General features: G+C 61.6%; 14 protein-coding genes. 8 read left to right on the forward strand and 6 right to left on the reverse strand.

Annotated features, from left to right (window positions below):
* The first annotated feature begins 6 nt into the window (after positions 1 to 6).
* The 6 genes from ACR0J1_RS17780 (at position 7) to ACR0J1_RS17805 (ending at position 8,338) form a co-directional block, all read left to right on the forward strand.
* Positions 7 to 2,466 (forward strand): FAD-dependent oxidoreductase, encoded by a 2,460-nt coding sequence (locus ACR0J1_RS17780; RefSeq protein ID WP_480734033.1) that lies wholly within the window; start codon positions 7 to 9, stop codon positions 2,464 to 2,466.
* Positions 2,463 to 3,545: an alcohol dehydrogenase family protein gene (locus ACR0J1_RS17785; protein WP_480734034.1), complete on the forward strand. Its 1,083-nt coding sequence runs from the start codon at positions 2,463 to 2,465 to the stop codon at positions 3,543 to 3,545. The genes ACR0J1_RS17780 and ACR0J1_RS17785 overlap by 4 nt, the downstream gene beginning before the upstream one ends.
* Positions 3,542 to 4,654, forward strand: a complete 1,113-nt coding sequence (locus ACR0J1_RS17790) for a mandelate racemase/muconate lactonizing enzyme family protein (RefSeq protein ID WP_480734035.1) — start codon at positions 3,542 to 3,544, stop codon at positions 4,652 to 4,654. The genes ACR0J1_RS17785 and ACR0J1_RS17790 overlap by 4 nt, the downstream gene beginning before the upstream one ends.
* A gap of 109 nt (positions 4,655 to 4,763) precedes the next feature.
* Complete coding sequence (locus ACR0J1_RS17795; RefSeq protein WP_480734036.1) at positions 4,764 to 5,867, forward strand: mandelate racemase/muconate lactonizing enzyme family protein; 1,104 nt, start codon at positions 4,764 to 4,766, stop codon at positions 5,865 to 5,867.
* 3 nt (positions 5,868 to 5,870) lie between these two features.
* Complete coding sequence (locus ACR0J1_RS17800) at positions 5,871 to 7,148, forward strand: aspartate aminotransferase family protein (protein WP_480734037.1); 1,278 nt, start codon at positions 5,871 to 5,873, stop codon at positions 7,146 to 7,148.
* Between the two features lie 68 nt (positions 7,149 to 7,216).
* The gene (locus ACR0J1_RS17805; RefSeq protein WP_480734038.1) at positions 7,217 to 8,338 is read left to right on the forward strand and encodes an aminotransferase; all 1,122 of its coding nucleotides are present in this window, start codon (positions 7,217 to 7,219) and stop codon (positions 8,336 to 8,338) included.
* On the opposite strand, the gene ACR0J1_RS17810 is transcribed toward ACR0J1_RS17805, so the two are convergent.
* The 5 genes from ACR0J1_RS17810 to ACR0J1_RS17830 all read right to left on the reverse strand — a co-directional run bounded on the left by ACR0J1_RS17810 (position 8,335) and on the right by ACR0J1_RS17830 (position 14,580).
* A complete protein-coding gene (locus ACR0J1_RS17810; RefSeq protein WP_480734039.1) occupies positions 8,335 to 9,417 on the reverse strand; it encodes an ABC transporter ATP-binding protein in 1,083 nt (360 codons plus the stop codon). The two genes, ACR0J1_RS17805 and ACR0J1_RS17810, sit on opposite strands and share 4 nt — an antisense overlap.
* 3 nt (positions 9,418 to 9,420) lie before the next feature.
* The gene (locus ACR0J1_RS17815) at positions 9,421 to 11,070 is read right to left on the reverse strand and encodes an alpha-amylase family glycosyl hydrolase (RefSeq protein WP_480734040.1); all 1,650 of its coding nucleotides are present in this window, start codon (positions 11,068 to 11,070) and stop codon (positions 9,421 to 9,423) included.
* Between the two features lie 9 nt (positions 11,071 to 11,079).
* On the reverse strand, positions 11,080 to 12,228 hold the full coding sequence (locus ACR0J1_RS17820; protein WP_480734041.1) for a carbohydrate ABC transporter permease: 1,149 nt from the start codon (positions 12,226 to 12,228) through the stop codon (positions 11,080 to 11,082).
* Positions 12,229 to 12,237: 9 nt separating this feature from the next.
* Positions 12,238 to 13,245 carry a carbohydrate ABC transporter permease gene (locus tag ACR0J1_RS17825; RefSeq protein ID WP_480532834.1) on the reverse strand — a complete coding sequence of 336 codons (1,008 nt, stop codon included), beginning with the start codon at positions 13,243 to 13,245 and terminating at the stop codon, positions 12,238 to 12,240.
* A gap of 66 nt (positions 13,246 to 13,311) precedes the next feature.
* Positions 13,312 to 14,580, reverse strand: a complete 1,269-nt coding sequence (locus ACR0J1_RS17830; protein ID WP_480734042.1) for an ABC transporter substrate-binding protein — start codon at positions 14,578 to 14,580, stop codon at positions 13,312 to 13,314.
* Between the two features lie 218 nt (positions 14,581 to 14,798).
* On the opposite strand from ACR0J1_RS17830, the gene ACR0J1_RS17835 reads away from it, so the two are divergent.
* Both ACR0J1_RS17835 and ACR0J1_RS17840 read left to right on the forward strand, forming a co-directional pair.
* The gene (locus ACR0J1_RS17835; RefSeq protein WP_480734043.1) at positions 14,799 to 15,830 is read left to right on the forward strand and encodes a LacI family DNA-binding transcriptional regulator; all 1,032 of its coding nucleotides are present in this window, start codon (positions 14,799 to 14,801) and stop codon (positions 15,828 to 15,830) included.
* A 1-nt stretch (position 15,831) separates the two neighbouring features.
* The gene (locus ACR0J1_RS17840) at positions 15,832 to 17,136 is read left to right on the forward strand and encodes a GH1 family beta-glucosidase (protein WP_480734044.1); all 1,305 of its coding nucleotides are present in this window, start codon (positions 15,832 to 15,834) and stop codon (positions 17,134 to 17,136) included.
* Between the two features lie 16 nt (positions 17,137 to 17,152).
* Here the strand turns inward: ACR0J1_RS17840 and ACR0J1_RS17845 are convergent, their stop codons facing one another.
* Complete coding sequence (locus ACR0J1_RS17845) at positions 17,153 to 17,686, reverse strand: ZrgA family zinc uptake protein (RefSeq protein ID WP_480734045.1); 534 nt, start codon at positions 17,684 to 17,686, stop codon at positions 17,153 to 17,155.
* Between the last annotated feature and the right edge of the window lie 22 nt (positions 17,687 to 17,708).

Consider the following 17,708-nt stretch of genomic DNA (forward strand, 5'->3'; position numbering starts at 1 on the left):
GATCCGATGGCATCTGATTTCCCGACCCACGCGCGCGTGGTTATTGTGGGTGGCGGAGTGATGGGTGTAGGCCTTGCCTACCACCTTGGGCACGAAGGCTGGGGTGCAGAGACCGTGCTGCTGGAAAAGGCCGAACTGACCAGCGGCAGCACTTGGCATGCGGCGGGGCAGATCACGCATTCGACCTCTAGCTTTGGTCTGGGAAAATGCGTCGATTACAATATCGGGCTCTATTCCGGCGCGTTAGAGGCCGAGACCGGGCAGGCCGTGACATGGCATGGCTGCGGCTCGTTCCGGCTGGCCTATACCGAGGATGAGATGGACTGGTTGCGCCATACGCTGTCGGTTGGCCGTTCGCTGGGCTTCAACATAGACCTTGTCGGCCCGGATCGGGTGGCCGAGTTGCATCCGTTCTACAATCTGGATGGCGTGTTGGGCGCGCTGCACACGCCCGACGACGGCCACGTAGACCCGACCAATGTGACCATGGCGATGGCCGCGGGTGCGCGTCAGAAAGGCGTTCGGATCATCCGTCAGTGTCAGGCGACCAACATCACGCAGGCCGAGACTGGCGAATGGGTTGTTGAGACGCCCAAGGGCACGATCACCTGCGAGCATGTGGTCAACGCGGGTGGCACCTATGCGCGGCAGATGGGCGAATGGTCGGGCCTGCAATTGCCGATGACGTCGATGACGCACCACTACTTCGTGACCGAACCCGTGCCCGAGTTCGAAGCGCTGCAACAGGAACTGCCGGTGATCCGCGATGACAAGAAGGTCTCGGGCTATATCCGTATGGAACAAAAGCGTGGCTTGATCGGGATTTACGAGAAAGAAAACCCGAACTCGGTCTGGCACGATCATTGCCCGTGGGACTACGAGAACTGGCTGTTCGATGCGGATTATGATCGGGTGATGCCGTGGCTTGAGGAAAGCCTGAACCGGATGCCGATCTTTGCGGAACTGGGCATTCAGCGCGAAGTGCACGGTGCAATCAGCCATCCGCCGGACGGCAACCCGCTGATCGGACCGGCTCCGGGCGTGCGGAATTACTGGTGCTGCTGCGGCACACAGATCGGGATCGGTTGGGGGCCGGGTCTGACCCGCGAACTGGCGCGCTGGATGGTGCATGGGGCCGCCGATATCTCGATGCGCGAATATGATCCGCGCCGCTTCGGCAGCTACGCCACCAAGGACTGGCAGGTCATCAAGGCAGAGGAAGACTATTGCCTGCGCCATGAAATCCCCTTCCCACATTTCAACCGTTTGGCGGGTCGCCCGATCAAGCCATCGCCGCTGCATGAGGCACTGAAATCGAAAGGCGCTGTGCATGAAGAGGTCTATGGCTATGAACGCCCCCGCTGGTTCGCCCGAGATGGCGTGGCGCAACAAGACCATTATTCCTTCCGACGAACGCCAGCCGACGACATGGTCGCGCAAGAGGTCAAAGCTGTACGCGAACGGGTCGGCATCATGGACGTCACAGCCTTCACCAAGGTCGAAGTTTCAGGCCCTGACGCCTATGCCTTGCTGGACCGCCTGACGGCGAACCGGATGCCGCAAAAGGAGGGCTCGATTACCCTGACCCATATGCTGAACCGCCGGGGACGGATCGAGCTGGAGACCACGATCGTTCGCATGGCGCAGGACCGCTATTACCTCGTCTGTGCAGCATTCTTCGAACAGCGCTTGCTGGATCATCTGCGCGAGGCAAGAATTTTCGACGAAAATTCTGTCGATATCGTCACCCGATCCGCGGAATGGTCAGCTCTTTCGCTGAACGGGCCCCGTGCGCGTGACGTTTTGGGCGCTTGCACCGACGCTGACCTCAGCAATGACGGATTCCGCTGGCTGTCGGCGCAGCAGATCAAGATTGCAGGCCACGATGTCTGGGCCTTCCGCATGTCCTATGCTGGCGAGCTTGGCTGGGAACTGCACATGCCCAACGAAGCCTGTCTGGACGTCTATAACGCGCTCTGGACCTCAGGTGAGGCACATGGGATCGCTGACTATGGCAGCTTCGCGATGAATGTCATGCGGATGGAGAAGGGCTTCAAAGGCGCAGGCGAACTGACCAACGAAGTGACACTGGCGGAAGCGGACGTGCTACGCTTTGCCAGAACCGACAAAGACTATATGGGCAAGGACAAAACCCTGAACACCGACTTGCCCTGGATGTGCGCTTATCTCGAAATCGAACCGGACGGAGAGATCGACGGACATGGCGGCGAAGCCGTGCTCTTGGACGGGCGCGTCGTTGGCTCGACTGCATCCGTGGCCTATGGGCATACGGTCGGTAAAATCCTCGCGTTCGCTTACATCAAACCCGAAGCCGCCGCAGCAGGCACTGAACTTCAGGTCGTCATCCACGGCACCCCTCGCGCCGCGCGAGTCTTATCCGAACCTGCATATGACCCGCAAAGCCTGCTGCCGCGTGCTGACGCTGCGCTGGAAGCCGCGCAATGACACAGCCAGCCACAATGCAAGCCATGGTCACGATGGGTCACGGCGATCTGGATCAGATGGTCTGGCACGAGGACTGGCCCTGCCCCACGCCCGCCTCGGGCGAAGCGCTGATCCAGGTTGGGGCCTGCGGACTGAACAATACCGACGTGAACACGCGATCCGGTTGGTATTCGAAAACCGTCAGCGATGCCACATCTGGCGGCGCGTTTGAGGAGGTCGGCGAGGACGACCCAACATGGGGCGGCGCGCCTCTGGTCTTTCCACGTATTCAGGGCGCGGATGTCTGCGGCCAGATCGTCGCCGTTGGCGAGGGCGTCGATCCCCACCGCGTCGGCGAGCGTGTGATCACCGATTGCTGGCTGCGCGATCCGGCGGAACCAGCAAACAAGGACAAGACCGGGTATTTCGGATCAGAACGGGATGGCGGGTTTGCACAATACACGACCATCCCCGCGCGGAACGCCATTGCGATCCAATCCCCTCTGTCAGATGCGGAACTGGCAACATTTTCCTGCTCATATTCGACAGCCGAGGGCATGCTGACCCGCGCAAATGTTACGGAAACCGACACGGTTCTGGTGCCCGGCGCATCCGGCGGCGTAGGCGGCGCATTGGTGCAACTGGCCAAACGCCGCGGCGCACGGGTGATCGCCATGGCGTCCGAGGCCAAACACGCCGACGTTGCCAAGCTCGGCCCCGACCGCATCCTGCCCCGCGCACCGGATGACCTGCGCGCCGCGTTGGGCGACGAAAAGATCACGGTCCTCACGGATGTGGTGGGCGGGCCATACTGGCCGAGGCTCATAGACATCCTCGAACGCGGCGGGCGCTATGCCTGCTCGGGCGCAATCGCCGGGCCGATGGTCGAATTTGACCTGCGCACCTTCTACCTGCGCGACCTGACCTTCACCGGCTCGACGGTGATAGACCCAGAGGTCATGCAGAACCTCGTGCAATACATCGAGGCGGGCGAGATCAAACCCGCCCTCGCCGCAACCTATTCGCTGCGCGATCTGCATCAGGCGCAATCTGCGTTCATCGCCAAGAGACACACCGGCAATATCGTGGTCATCCCATGAAAATCACCCGCATCCGCATATACCAGACCGCGTTGCCCTATGTGGGCGGCGCATATGTCTGGGGCGCGGGGAATACGATCGAAACGGCGACGGCCTCGGTCGTGGTCATCGACACCGATGCAGGGCTGCAGGGCTGTGGTGAGTTCACGCCCTGCGGTGAAAACTACATGATTGCCCACTCTCAGGGCGTTCCAGCGCTGGCAAAACTGATCGCCCCCGACCTGCTGGGCGAAGACCCGCGACAGGTCGGACGGATCGAGCAGCTGATGGATCATCTGGTGCAAGGCCACGGCTACGCCAAGGCTCCGTTTGATGCGGCCTGCTGGGACATCCTCGGGCAGGCCTGCACTCAGCCTGTTTGGATGCTGCTGGGGGGCAAGCTGACTGACGGCGCGCCGATGTACCGCGTCGCTCCGCAGAAGACCACGGATGAAACCATCGCCGAGATGAATGCCTATCGCGATCAGGGCTATCGCCAGTTCCAGATCAAGGTCGGCGGCGATTGGGCCACCGATATCGACCGGATACGCGCAACCGTACCCCTGCTGAAGGCCAGGGAAACGGCGATGGCGGATGCCAATCAAGGCTGGCGCGTCGACAATGCAATCCGAGTGGCGCGGGCGACAAACGATCTGGACTTCATCCTCGAACAGCCCTGCCGAACCTACGAGGAATGCCAACAGATCCGCCGCGTCGCGGATCAGCCCATGAAGCTGGACGAATGCCTGACCGGAATGCACATGGCCCAGCGCATCGTAGCGGATCGCGGGGCCGAGATCTGCTGCCTGAAAATCTCGAACCTCGGAGGGCTCAGCAAAGCACGGCGGGTACGCGATTACCTGATCGAAAACCGCATCCCCGTGGTCGCCGAGGACACTTGGGGCGGTGAAATCGCCACCGCCACCGTCGCCCATTTCGCCGCTTCAACCCCGTCCGAATACCTGCAGAACACCACAGACCTAATGAATTATAACACCCGCTCAACCGGGATCGGCGGCGCGATGGCGCGGGGCGGCAAACTACATGCGCCCGACACCCCCGGCATGGGCGTCACCCCCGACCTAGCAAGCCTCGGCCCACCTACCGCAACCTACGAGGCCCGGCCATGATCCACCCCTTCATCTGGCCAAAAATATCCCGGGGAGTGAATTGGCCAAAGGCCAAGAGAGGGGCTGGCCCCTCTGACCCCGCAGCAGCCAAACCCCACGGGTGGTTAATATGAAGATCACAAAACTCTCTCTCTGGTCCATCGACCTGTCCAGCCACGAAACTTACTACATGGCCGATGGCAAGACCTGCGCCACGGTTGAAACTCATGTGCTGTGTCTGGAGACCGATACTGGCCTGAAAGGCTGGGGCGAGGTCTGTCCGATCCCGCACTACCTGCCCGCCTTCGCAAAGGGTGTGCCCAGCGCAATTGCCGAGATGGCCCCTGAAATCCTCGGCATGTCTCCATTTGGCGTCGATGCGCCGATGCGCAAACTGGATGGCTTCCTGCAAGGTCATGCCCACGCCAAGTCGATCGTCGATATCGCTTTGTGGGACCTGTTCGGGAAAGCCACGGGGCAGCCGGTTTACGCCCTTTTGGGAGGGCGGACGCGCAAGGACATGCCGCTTTACCATTCCATCACCTGCGTCGCACCAGATGAGATGGTGCGGATTGCGCAGGCCGCCCATCAAACCGGTATCCGACAATTTCAGGTCAAGCTGGGCGTTGAAGGCGACTGGCAGGCCGATGCCGAACGACTGATCAAGGTCCGAGAAGCCGTGGGCCCCGGCCCTCTGGTCTATGGCGACTGGAACTGCGGGGCCTCACGCTTGCAGGCCACCCGCACCGGGCGCGCGGTGGCACATCTGGACGTCATGCTGGAACAACCCTGCAAAACGCTGGAAGACTGCGCCGCCGTGCGTCAAGCCACTGGCCTGCCAATGAAAATCGACGAGAACGCGCATGATCTGGCCTCGCTGCTGCGCGCCTCGGAGCTGGGCTGCATGGACGCGGTTGCGTTGAAGCTGTCGAAATTCAGTGGCCTGTCGGCGATGCGACGCGCACGCGACCTAACCATTCATCTGGGGGCCGAGATTTGTGCCGAATGCACTTGGGGTTCCGATATCGTGACCGCCGCCGCATTGCATTTTGCCGCCTCAACGCCGCATGGTTCACTGATGAACACCTGTGATCTGTCCTCTTACGTCTCACCGCGCCTCTGCCCGGATGCTCCGGTGCGCGCGGATGGTCGGATCGCGCCGCCCGATGGCCCGGGGCTGGGCGTGACGCCCGACCCGGACCTTCTTGGAACACCGATTTTGGAAATGGCTTAACAAATGCTCAAAACTCACACTCAATCCGAATGGATCGCCCGCGCGCAAGCGGTTCTGCCCGCCGGAGGCTTCGGCAATTTCGACCCCGGTATCCTGATCGCGCGCGGTGAAGGCAGCCGCGTCTGGGACGAGGATGGCAACGAGTATGTTGACTATCTGATCGGCTCTGGCCCGATGCTACTGGGCCATGGTCACCCCGAGGTGATGGAGGCAGTACTGGAACAGCTGCCCCTCGGCATGACCTTCTTTGCCAATAACTCCAAAGGTGTCGAACTGGCCGAGGCCATCGTCAACGCCGTGCCGTGCTGTGAACAGGTGCGCTTTGTCGCCTCGGGCGGTGAGGCGGATATGTACGCGATACGACTGGCGCGCGCCTATACGGGCAAGGACAAGATCCTGAAATTTGAAGGCGGCTATCACGGCATGAGCGCCGAGGCACAGATGAGCCTTGCCCCCGCGAAACGGGTGAACTTCCCGCAAGCCGTGCCCGACAGTGCCGGTATCCCGCAGGGCGTGGCTGATCAGATGCTGATCGCGCCGTTCAATGACCTTGAAGCGGTGGCGGCGCTGCTGGCGGAACATGACGACGTGGCCGCGATCATCGTCGAGCCCCTGCAACGGATCGTTCCGCCCGAGCCCGGCTATCTACAGGGGCTGCGCGATCTGTGCGACAAACACAGCGTTTTGCTGATCTTTGACGAGATTGTCACCGGGTTCCGCCTCGCCTATGGCGGCGCGCAAGAGAGATACGGCGTGACGCCTGATATCTGCACCTTGGGCAAGATCATCGGCGGAGGGTTTCCGCTGGCCGCCCTAGGGGCGAGTGCCGAGATCATGCAGCATTTCGACAAGGACAAGGTCGGCGCGGATGGCTGGCTGATGCAGCTCGGCACCCTGTCGGGCAACCCGGTTGCCGCCGCAGCGGGCTTGAAAACGATGGAGGTTCTGGCCCGTGACGGGGCCTATGATCACCTGCGTGATATCGGGCGCAAGCTGCAGGCGATGCAGTCCGATGCCTTGACCGAAGCCGGAATCGCGCACCGGATTTGCGGCGATGAAACCCTGTTCGACATCTATTTCACCGGCCAGCCCTGCCGCGACTATCGCAGCGCCGCCCATGACGATCCCAGCCGGAATGCCCGCTATAACGCAGCGCTGCGCGAGAGGGGCGTGTTCAAGGCCCCCGGCAAGCTCTACCCGTCGATGGCGGTGACGCAGGCCGATCTGGAGCTGACGCACGCGGCAGTGCATGCGGCGGTTGCGGCGATCCAGTCGGGCTAGGGCGCGGTTGACCTTGTCCGCGCGTCATGGGAACCATGCGCGGTGGCTTGGTCAGACAGGATAGCGCAATGAAGATCGAACCCTTTGGCGTCGAAATCTGGATGGACGAGTGGGAAACCCGCTGCGCCTATAACCTGGCCGAAACTTGCGTCGAGAGCCTGAGCATTGCCGAGTTGCTGCAACTGGCGGGTCGGAACTCGGATGATCTGTCCGAGTTGCTGGGGATGAAGATGACCTATGGCGCGATCCGGGGGTCGGACCGGCTGCGCGATGCGATCTGTGGGCTGTATGACCAGCAAAAGCGCGAGAATATCATCGTCACCCATGGCACGATCGGGGCCAATATGCTGGTCCACAAGACGCTGGTTGAACGCGGCGACAAGGTGGTGGCGGTGGTGCCGACCTATCAACAGCATTACTCGATCCCGGCCAGCATCGGGGCCGAGGTGTCGCAGGTCCATCTGCGCGCTGAAAACGGCTATCTGCCCGATCTGGACGAGCTGCGCGCTGCCGCGACGCCCGAAACCCGGCTGATTGCCATCAACAACCCCAACAACCCGACGGGCGCGGTGATGGACCGGGCCTTCCTGCTTGAGATCGCCGAGATCGCCCGCGCCGCCGGGGCCTGGCTGCTGTGCGACGAGGTGTATCGCGGCACCGGGCAGGACGGTTCGGGGATGACCGAGGCGGTGGCGGATCTTTATGAGAAAGGGATTTCGACGGCGGGCATGTCCAAGGCGTTCTCGTTGGCGGGGCTGCGGCTGGGCTGGATCGCCGGGCCACCTGATCTGATCGAGGCGGTGTCGGTTCACCGCGACTATGACACGATCTCGGTCGGCATGATCAACGACCATTTTGCCGCCCTTGCACTGGAAAACCGCGACAAGGTACTGGCCCGCAGTCAGGCGATCACACGCGGCAACCTTGCGATACTGGAAGACTGGGTCAACGGCGAACCGCGCATCAGCTGGATCAGACCCAGCGCGGGCACAACGGCGCTGTTGCACTATGATTTCGACATGCCGTCGCGCGAATTCTGCGTGAAACTGCTGCAAGAGACCGGGGTGATGTTCACACCGGGCTCGGCGCTTGGCCTCGAAGGATACGTGCGGATCGGCTATGCCAACACACCGTCGATCATCCGCGAGGGCCTTGGGAAGGTCTCGGGCTTTCTGGCAAAACTGGGCTAGCGCCGCATCGACTGACCGTTGTGGAACAGATGCACCTTGTCGGGTGCGGCCGTGACCGAGACGCTTTGTCCCCGCAGATTGCGCTGAATGCCCGGCAGCTTGGCGATCACCGCCTCTCGGCCTTCGGGCGCTGCGAAATACAGCAGTGTGACCTCGCCCAGTGCTTCGGTGAAATCCACCACGCCGGCATAGATCGGGGCATCGTCGGTCAGCACCAGATCCTCGGGCCGGACACCGATATTGACGGTCTTGCCTTCATCCGCGGCCTCGGTGGGGATTGACGAGACCGCTACGCCTCCGCCCTCGAGCGTGACGGTGGTGGTGTCTCCGGTCGCGGTGATGGTGCCCGGCAGCAGGTTCATGGCAGGCGAGCCGATGAACTGGGCCACGAATTCATTGTCGGGGGTTTCATACAGTTCCAGTGGCGTGCCGACCTGCGCGATGCCCTTGTTGGCCAGAACGACGATGCGGCTGGCCAGTGTCATCGCCTCGACCTGATCATGGGTGACATAGATCATCGTGCTGTCGGGCATTGCCTCTTTCAGGCGCGCGATTTCGATCCGGGTGGCCACGCGCAGGGCGGCATCAAGGTTCGAGAGCGGCTCGTCGAACAGATAGACCTTGGGGTCGCGCACGATGGCGCGGCCAATGGCGACCCGCTGACGCTGTCCGCCCGACAGCGCCTTGGGCAGGCGATCCAGCAGCGGTTCAAGCTGCAGGATCTGGGCGGCACGTTCCACGGCCGCGTCAACCTCGGCGCTTGGCATCTTGGCGATCTTGAGCGCGAAGGCCATGTTTTCGCGCACCGTCATATGCGGATAAAGCGCGTAAGACTGGAACACCATCGCGATGCCCCGCTGCGCGGGCGGCACATCGTTGACCACCAGCCCCTCGATCTCGAGCGTGCCGCCGGTGATCTTTTCAAGGCCCGCGATCATCCGCAGCAAGGTGGATTTGCCGCAGCCCGAGGGACCGACGAACACGATCAGTTCGCCCTGCTCGATCTCGAGGTCGATATGTTTCAGGACATCGACCGGGCCATAAGATTTGGCCACATCCGTGAGCTTGAGTTCCGACATGGTTTACCTCTTTTCCCGGGCCAGCAGACAGAATTGAGCGGCGTCCAGCGTTACCGTATCTGCGCCCTGAACGCCGCCCAACTCCTCCCCGATCACGTGCCAGTCACCGCCGGGCAGGGTCACCTCGGCGGGGTCTGATCCCAGATTGAAGGCGCAGAACACCTGTTGCGCTGCATCCTCGCGGGTGAAAGTCAGCACCGATCCGGACTGCGCCATCCCCGACTGCGCCCCGGACATCAGCGCCGAATGCGCATGACGCAGCGCGATGGCGCGACGGTAGTGGTGCAGCATCGACGCCGGGTCCTGTTCCAGCCGATCCACCGCCCGCTCGGCCTGAGGCGAGCTGACCGGCAACCACGGGCGGCCTGTGCTGAACCCGGATTGTTCGTCCTGCGCGGCCCAGACCATCGGCGTGCGGCATCCGTCGCGGCCCTTGAACTCGGGCCAGAATTCAATGCCATAAGGGTCCTGCAGATCCTCGAACGCCACGTCGGCCTCGGGCAGGCCCAGTTCTTCACCCTGATAGAGGCAAGCGGACCCGCGCAGGCACATCATCAGAACCGCGTGCTGCCGGATCGACGCATCGTCCAGACCCCAGCGCGAGGCATGGCGCTGCACGTCATGGTTCGAGAACGCCCAGCAGGGCCATGCGTCGCCCGCCTTATCCTCAAGCTGATCAAAGACCTGCTTGGCGTAGGCCGCAGTCAGGGCGCGCTTTTCGAGGAATTCGAACGCGTAACACATATGCATCCGCTTATCGCCGGTGGTGTATTCGCCCATGATCTCAAGCCCGCGCTGCGCATCGCCGACCTCACCCAGACAGGCGCGGCCCTCGTATTCGTCGGTCAGGGCGCGAAGGCGTTCGAGGAAGGCAATATTCTCGGGCTGGCTTTTGGAATAGAGGTGATCCTGATGGTTATAGGGGTTCACCATTGGCGCGATCGAGGCATTGCGCTGATCCATCGGCAGGCCGGGATTGTCGCGCAGCTGCGCGTCGTGGAAATAGAAGTTGATCGTGTCCAGACGGAACCCGTCGACCCCCAGATCCAGCCAGAACCGGGCCACATCCAGCAGCGCATCCTGCACCTCGGGACAATGGAAGTTCAGGTCCGGCTGCGAGGTCAGGAAGTTGTGCAGGTAATACTGCAGCCGCCGCGCATCCCACTGCCAGGCCGAGCCGCCAAAGATCGACAGCCAGTTGTTCGGCGGCGTCCCGTCGGGTTTGGGATCAGCCCAGACATACCAATCGGATTTCGCATTCTCGCGGTCGGCGCGGCTTTCGCTGAACCACGGGTGCTGGTCCGAGGTGTGCGACAGCACGAGGTCGATCATCACCTTCAGCCCATGCGCATGGGCCTGATCCAGCAATTCCTTGAAATCCGCCATGGTGCCGAACATCGGATCGACATCGCGGTAATCGCTGACATCGTATCCGAAATCCTTCATCGGAGACTTGAAGAATGGCGAAATCCAGATCGCATCGACGCCCAGCGAGGCGATGTAGCCCAGCCGCTGGGTGATGCCCCTGAGGTCTCCGATCCCGTCGCCATTGCTGTCCTGAAAGCTGCGCGGATAGATCTGATAGATCACGCCGCCGCGCCACCAGTCGGACTTTGTTTCGGTTGTTTTGAATGCTGTGGTTTGCACGTTCATAACACGCCCTTATTTTACGGACCCGGCCAGCAGGCCACGGACCAGATATTTTTGCATTGCAAAGAAGACCACCAGCGGCACCGCGATCGAGACAAACGCCGCCGTGGCAAGGATTTCCCAGTTGCCGCCACGGGTGCCCAACAGCTCGACAATACGGTTGGTCATCACCGTGGTCTGGCCGGTGGCATCGATCAGGAACACCTTGGCAACCAGCAGATCGTTCCACGTCCACAGGAACTGGAAGATTGCGAACGAGGCGAGCGCCGGGAAGCTGAGCGGCAGGATCAGCTTGGTGAAAATCTGGAACTCGGTCGCGCCATCGACCCGGGCATTTTCGATCAGATCGCGGGGCAGCCCGGCCATGTAGTTGCGCAAAAGGTAGATCGCCAGCGGCATCCCGAACCCGGTATGCGCCAGCCAGACGCCCAGATAACCTTTAGGAATACCGATATTCAGGTGAAGTTTCAGCAGCGGGATCAGCGCCAGTTGCAAGGGAACAACCAGCAAACCGACCACCGCTGCAATCAGCAGGGCGCGGCCCGGGAAATCCATCCATGCCAGCGCATAGGCCGCAAAGGCGGCGACAAGGATCGGGATGATCGTTGCCGGGATCGTCACAGTGAGCGTGTTGAAAAAGGCCTTGCCCATGCTGTCGGTGCTGTCTTCGGCCAAGAGCACCTTATGATAGTTGTCGAGCGTGAATTCGGGCGGCAACTCGGCCGTCACAAAGACACGCGCGCCCCGGCTGCCCGAGAATTCCTCGGGGTTTTCCATCCGGTAATTGCCATCGGCATCGACGGTGATCGTGCCACCCCGGCGCAGCTCGGCGGTTTCGCCCGGTGTGAACGCATCGACCGCGCGGGAACTGACGCCCCATTTCGAAATCTTCGCCGTGACACCTGCATCAAACAGATTGCCCTCGATCACATAAAGCCCGTTCTGCAGCACCTGCGTCTCGGGCGCGGCGCTGCGCAGGGTCAGGTTCTGCTCGGACGGGAACAGCGAGCGCCACCAGCCGCTGGTCGCGATCTGATCCGCCGTCCGGAAGGACGAGATCAGCAGACCCAGCGTCGGAAACACCCACAGAACCACCAGAAACAGGACCGAGGCATGGACCACCCATCTGAGGGCCGGTTTGGTTCCTGCAATATCGTTCATGCCGACCCCCTATTCCATTTCCTTGCGCGCATTGCGCACGTTCCAGACAAGGATCGGCGTCACCAGCAGCATGATCACCATGGCCGAGGCCGACCCCACGCCCCAGTCATTGGCGCGGAACAGCTTGTCGAACATATAATTGGCCAGAACCTGCGTTTCCCATTGCCCGTTGGTCATGGCGAAGACTATGTCGAAGACCTTGAGCACGGTGATGGTGATCGTCGTCCACACCACCAGAATCGTGGTCTTGATCTGCGGCACCTTGATCTTGAAGAAAATCTGGAACGGGTTGGCACCGTCCAGAATGGCGGCCTCGATGGTTTCCTCGGGGATGCCGCGCAGCGCGGCGGACAGGATGACCATGGCAAAGCCGGTCTGAATCCAGACCAGAACGATCATCAGGAAAAAGCTGTTCCAGAACGGGATCGTCAGCCATGTCTGCGGCTCGGTTCCGCCAAAGAAGATATAAAGCGCGTTCAGGATGCCGATCTGATCCTGTTCCGCGGGCCGTGTGTCATAGACCAGCTTCCAGATCACCGAGGCCCCTACGAACGAGATCGCCATCGGCATGAAGATCAGCGCCTTGGCCACGTTGCCCCAGCGGATACGGTCGGTCAGCTGCGCCACCAGCAGCCCGAACGCGGTCGACATCGCCGGAACCACGATCAGCCACAGCATGTTGTTGCGCATGGCCTCCCAGAATTTCGGCTCGGCGGCCATCTGGCGATAATTGTCCAGCCCGACCCATTCGTAACCGCCGCCGGGGATGCGATCTGTCAGCGACAGGCGCAGCGTCTCGACCACCGGATAGGCAAGATAGAGACCCAGCGCCAGCAGCGCGGGAAACAGAAACAGCCAGGGCCGGATCATGTTGGCACGGTTGATATTGCGACCTGCATTCGGCCCGCGCGCCGGGAATAGAATCTTGTCCAGAAACTGGTTCGACAGGTAGAAATAGCCCACACAGCCCGACACGCCGATGGCGATGGTCAGCAGGCCCTGAAGTGCCGGATGCATGACGCTCTCCGTTGCCAAAGGGGGATTGGGCGGCCCGTCGCGCGGACCGCCCGCTGTCAGACGCGCTTAGTCCAGCGCATCCCAGGAGGATTGGATTTCGTCGGCCACCTCTTGCGCGGGCTTGCCGCCGGCGTAATCGACCATGCCGGTCCAGAAGGTGCCCGCACCCACACCGCCCGGCATCAGGTCGGACCCGTCAAACCGGAATGTGGTCGCGCCCAGCAGGATGTCGTTCATCTTCGCCAGCGTCGGGTCCGAGAACAGCGACGTGTCGACGCCTTTATGCGGGGTCAGGAAGCCGGTCAGCTGCATCCAGATCTCATGCGCTTCGGGCGTTTGCAGATAGGCAATCAGATCATGCGCCGCGGGGCTGTCATTGGTGATCGCCCAGAGTGTCCCGGCACCCAGAACCGGGCTGCCCAGATCCTTGCTTTCATAGGCTGGGAAGTAGAAGAAGTCGGCATCCTCACCCACAATGGTGCCTTCGGGGAAGAAGGCCGGAATGAACGAGGCCTGACGATGCAGATAGCATTGCGGAGGTGAGCTGAACATGCCCTTGGGGCTGTCGCGGAAATCAGTGGTCGCCACCGCGCCCGCGCCGCCAGCAACATAGTCGTCATTGCGGGCGAAAGCTCCGAATTCTTCGATGGCTTCGATCACTTTGGGGTCGTTGAACTTCATTTCGTTGGCGACCCAGGCGTCGTAATCCTCGGGCGATTGGGTGCGTAGCATCATGTCCTCGACCCAGTCGGTCGCGGGCCAGCCGGTCGCGCCGCCGGACCCCAGACCGATGCACCACGGCGTCTCTCCGTCGGCGACGATCTGGTCGGTCAGCGCCTTGAGCTCCTCCATCGTGGTCGGCACATCATAGCCCGCATCCTCGAAATTCTCGGGCACGTACCAGACCAGCGATTTCACATCGACCTTGTAGAAGAAGCCGTACAGATGATCCTGCCCATCCGATCCGGCGTAAGTTCCAAGATCGACCCAGGACTGGCCGGCAGCATAGTTGTCCCGAATCCAATCGGCGGTGCCGTCACCCAGCGGGGTCAGAAAGCCCGACTTGGCCATATCCGCCGCCAGACCGGGCTGCGGGAAGACGGCCACGTTCGGGGCCGATCCGGCCTCGGCATCGATTCTGATCTGCTGTTCAAAACTGTCCGAGCCGACATAGGCATATTCATGACCCGTCGCGGCGGCAAATCCATCCAGAACCTTTTCGACATTCTCCTGATCCGGCCCCAGCCAGGGCCCGAACACGGTCACTTTGTCGGCCTGGGCCGCGCCCGCCATCAGGGCGAACGTGGCCGCGCCTGCGTAAAGCGAGTGTTTCATGAATACTTCCTCCCAACTGTGTTCAGCGCATTCGAGATTCGATTTTCAAAGCGCTTTGAATGCCCGAGTTTATCCGCTAACATTTGCTCTCTGTCAATATTTCGTTATCCAAGACCCATATATCCGGCCATTCCAGCTTCAAACGCAAAACAGGTTGACGCAGAGGGAAATTCACAACACAACAATGCAGGGCCAGATTTGAAGGCGCTTTGAATGCCATGAACCTTAAGAAACTCTCGGAAATTCTCGGTCTTTCGCAGACAACCGTCAGCCGCGCGTTGAACGGTTACCCCGAGGTGAACGAGGATACCCGCATCCGGGTGCGGGCGGCGGCGGACAAGCATGGATACCGCCCCAACAGCCGCGCCAAGGGGCTGGCGACGGGGCGGTCGATGGTAATCGGGCACGTGATTCCAACCTCATCGCAGCATGAAATGGTGAACCCGATCTTCGGCGATTTCGTCGCCGGCGCCGCGCGGACCTATGCGGCGAACAACTATGACATGATGTTCACCCACGCGCCGGACACCTCGGTCGAAGCGTCGTATCGCAGCCTGTTCAACCGGGGCGTCGTGGACGGCGTTGTGCTGCAGGGCCCCAAGGTGCATGAACCGCGGATTGCTGTGCTGTCACGCATGGGGGTGCCGTTCATCGTGCATGGCCGGTCGACCGGGGCCGAAGAACCCTATGACTGGATCGACGTGAACAATCAGCGCTCGTTTGAGCGGGCAACGCGGTTCCTGCTTGATCTGGGGCATCGCCGGATCGCGCTGATCAACGGGCTGGAGGACATGGATTTCGCCCAGCGCCGCCGGAACGGCTATGTGGCCGCCCTTGCCGAGGCCGGGATCACGCCCGACCCGGACTTGCTGCGCAGCGCCGAGATGACCGAGATCTACGGCCATCAGACCGCCTGCGACATGCTGAAACTGGCCGATCCGCCGACGGCCATTCTGGCCTCGTCGATCATCTCGGCGGTTGGCGTCCGGCGTGCGCTTGAAGAGAACGGGCTGAGGATGGGCCGCGATATCTCGGTCATCGCCCATGATGATGAGCTGTCCTATATGCGTAACGGGCAGGATGTGCCGATCTTCACCGCAACACGCTCATCCGTTCGACATGCCGGAGAGCTGGCGGCGGAAATGCTGATCGCACGGATCAACGCGCCAGATGACCCCCCGAAAACATGCCTGCTGGAGGCTGAGCTGGTTGTTGGCAGCTCGACCGGGCCGGCGCCGCAAAGGGCTTGATATGAAACATAAACGCGCAGATTTTCCGCAAGATTTCCAGTTTGGTGTCGCAACTTCGGCCTATCAGATCGAAGGCCACGCGCAGGGTGGTGCGGGGACAACCCATTGGGATAATTTCGCCGCCACGCCGGGCAATGTGGTCAGGGCCGAGAACGGCGATGTGGCTTGCGATCACTACACCCGGTTTCCCGGCGATTTCGACCTGATCCGCGATGCCGGTTTCGACTGTTACCGATTCTCCACCAGCTGGGCCCGCGTGCTGCCCGAAGGGCGCGGGGCGGTGAACCAAGCGGGGTTGGATTATTATGACCGCCTTGCAGATGCGCTGCTGGAACGTGGCATCAAACCTTGTGCCACGCTCTATCACTGGGAATTACCCTCGCCGCTGGCCGATCTGGGCGGCTGGCGTAATCGCGATATCGCCGGGTGGTTTGCGGATTTCACACAGGTCATCATGGGGCGGATCGGCGACCGGATGCACAGCGTCGCGCCGATCAATGAACCGTGGTGCGTCAGCTGGCTGAGCCATTTCGACGGCCACCACGCCCCCGGTCTGCGCGACATCCGCGCCACCGCCCGCGCGATGCATCACGTGCTGCTGGCCCACGGCCGCGCCATCGAAACCATGCGCGGGCTGGGCATGTCCAATCTGGGTGCGGTGTTCAATCTGGAATGGGCCGAACCGGCGGATGACAGTGCCGGGGCGCAGGCTGCGGCGGCGCTTTATGACGGGATCTACAACCGCTTCTTTCTGGGCGGGGTCTTCAACAAGGCCTATCCGGAGAACGTTCTGGAAGGACTCGCGCCGCATCTCCCCAAGGGCTGGCAGGACGATTTCGACACGATCGGTGCCCCGGTCGACTGGTGCGGCCTGAACTACTATACCCGCAAGCTGATCGCCCCCGCCGACACGCCCTGGCCATCGCTGCAAGAGATGCCCGGCCCGCTGCCCAAGACCCAGATGGGCTGGGAGATCGATCCCGCCGCCCTGTCCCGCTTTCTGATCCGCACCGCGCGCGATCACACCGGCGATCTGCCGATCTATGTCACCGAGAACGGGATGGCGAGCCCCGAGCGTCAGCAGGACTCTGACCGGATCGACTATTTGGATCAGCATCTGGCCGAGGTACGGGTGGCGCTGGATCATGACGTGCCGGTCAAGGGGTATTTCGTCTGGTCCCTGCTGGACAATTACGAATGGGCGCTGGGGTATGAAAAGCGGTTCGGACTGGTCGATGTGGATTTCGAAACGCTGGAGCGGCGGCCCAAGGCCTCGTATTACGCGATGCAAAAGGCGTTGACGTAAGATCAGGCCGCGCGCCTTACGGCAAGGTCAGCAGGGGCGTTTCACGCTGGACCACCACGTCCTGCGTACCGGTGGGTGAGGTCAGCTGAACGCTCAGCCTCCGCGCTTTCGTGAAGCGGTCGAAATAAGTGAACCGGATCATATTCATCGCCGCGATATCCTCGCACTGAAGCAGGTAATCGGCGTGAAATTCATTATGCGCGGTACCGCCGCTCTCTGCCGCCTCATCCTGACCGAAGGCGTCGCCGACCAGCGCCACATTGGCCGATGCGGTGATGCAGCCCGCCTCGGGCGGCAGTTCGAACAGGGTCAGCGGCTCGGACAGGTCCGAGATCGCATCCGCAACACGGGCACGATCCTGTTCGTTCTCGGCCGGATGTTCAAAGCCCACGATATCGTGGCCGGGTACCTCAAGCACCAGCGCAACCGCGCCGTCGGACAGCGTAACACCCAAATGCCCGACCCCATGCGCATGGGCACCAGATGAATGTGCACCCTGAGCCATCAACGCGACCGGCAGAAGAAACAGTGGAATTGCCGCGTATTTCATTACAATCACCATCTAAAATACA

Source organism: Ruegeria sp. CJ3 (assembly GCF_056536725.1).

Excerpts from the sequence above, each read along its gene's own strand:
- ACR0J1_RS17805 (WP_480734038.1), top strand. The coding sequence starts at position 7,217 with ATGAAGATCGAACCCTTTGGCGTCGAAATCTGGATGGACGAGTGGGAA.
- ACR0J1_RS17795 (WP_480734036.1), top strand. The coding sequence starts at position 4,764 with ATGAAGATCACAAAACTCTCTCTCTGGTCCATCGACCTGTCCAGCCAC.
- ACR0J1_RS17790 (WP_480734035.1), top strand. The coding sequence starts at position 3,542 with ATGAAAATCACCCGCATCCGCATATACCAGACCGCGTTGCCCTATGTG.
- ACR0J1_RS17785 (WP_480734034.1), top strand. The coding sequence starts at position 2,463 with ATGACACAGCCAGCCACAATGCAAGCCATGGTCACGATGGGTCACGGC.
- ACR0J1_RS17820 (WP_480734041.1), bottom strand. The coding sequence starts at position 12,228 with ATGAACGATATTGCAGGAACCAAACCGGCCCTCAGATGGGTGGTCCAT.
- ACR0J1_RS17830 (WP_480734042.1), bottom strand. The coding sequence starts at position 14,580 with ATGAAACACTCGCTTTACGCAGGCGCGGCCACGTTCGCCCTGATGGCG.
- ACR0J1_RS17810 (WP_480734039.1), bottom strand. The coding sequence starts at position 9,417 with ATGTCGGAACTCAAGCTCACGGATGTGGCCAAATCTTATGGCCCGGTC.
- ACR0J1_RS17840 (WP_480734044.1), top strand. The coding sequence starts at position 15,832 with ATGAAACATAAACGCGCAGATTTTCCGCAAGATTTCCAGTTTGGTGTC.
- ACR0J1_RS17815 (WP_480734040.1), bottom strand. The coding sequence starts at position 11,070 with ATGAACGTGCAAACCACAGCATTCAAAACAACCGAAACAAAGTCCGAC.
- ACR0J1_RS17835 (WP_480734043.1), top strand. The coding sequence starts at position 14,799 with ATGAACCTTAAGAAACTCTCGGAAATTCTCGGTCTTTCGCAGACAACC.
- ACR0J1_RS17845 (WP_480734045.1), bottom strand. The coding sequence starts at position 17,686 with ATGAAATACGCGGCAATTCCACTGTTTCTTCTGCCGGTCGCGTTGATG.
- ACR0J1_RS17780 (WP_480734033.1), top strand. The coding sequence starts at position 7 with ATGGCATCTGATTTCCCGACCCACGCGCGCGTGGTTATTGTGGGTGGC.
- ACR0J1_RS17825 (WP_480532834.1), bottom strand. The coding sequence starts at position 13,245 with ATGCATCCGGCACTTCAGGGCCTGCTGACCATCGCCATCGGCGTGTCG.
- ACR0J1_RS17800 (WP_480734037.1), top strand. The coding sequence starts at position 5,871 with ATGCTCAAAACTCACACTCAATCCGAATGGATCGCCCGCGCGCAAGCG.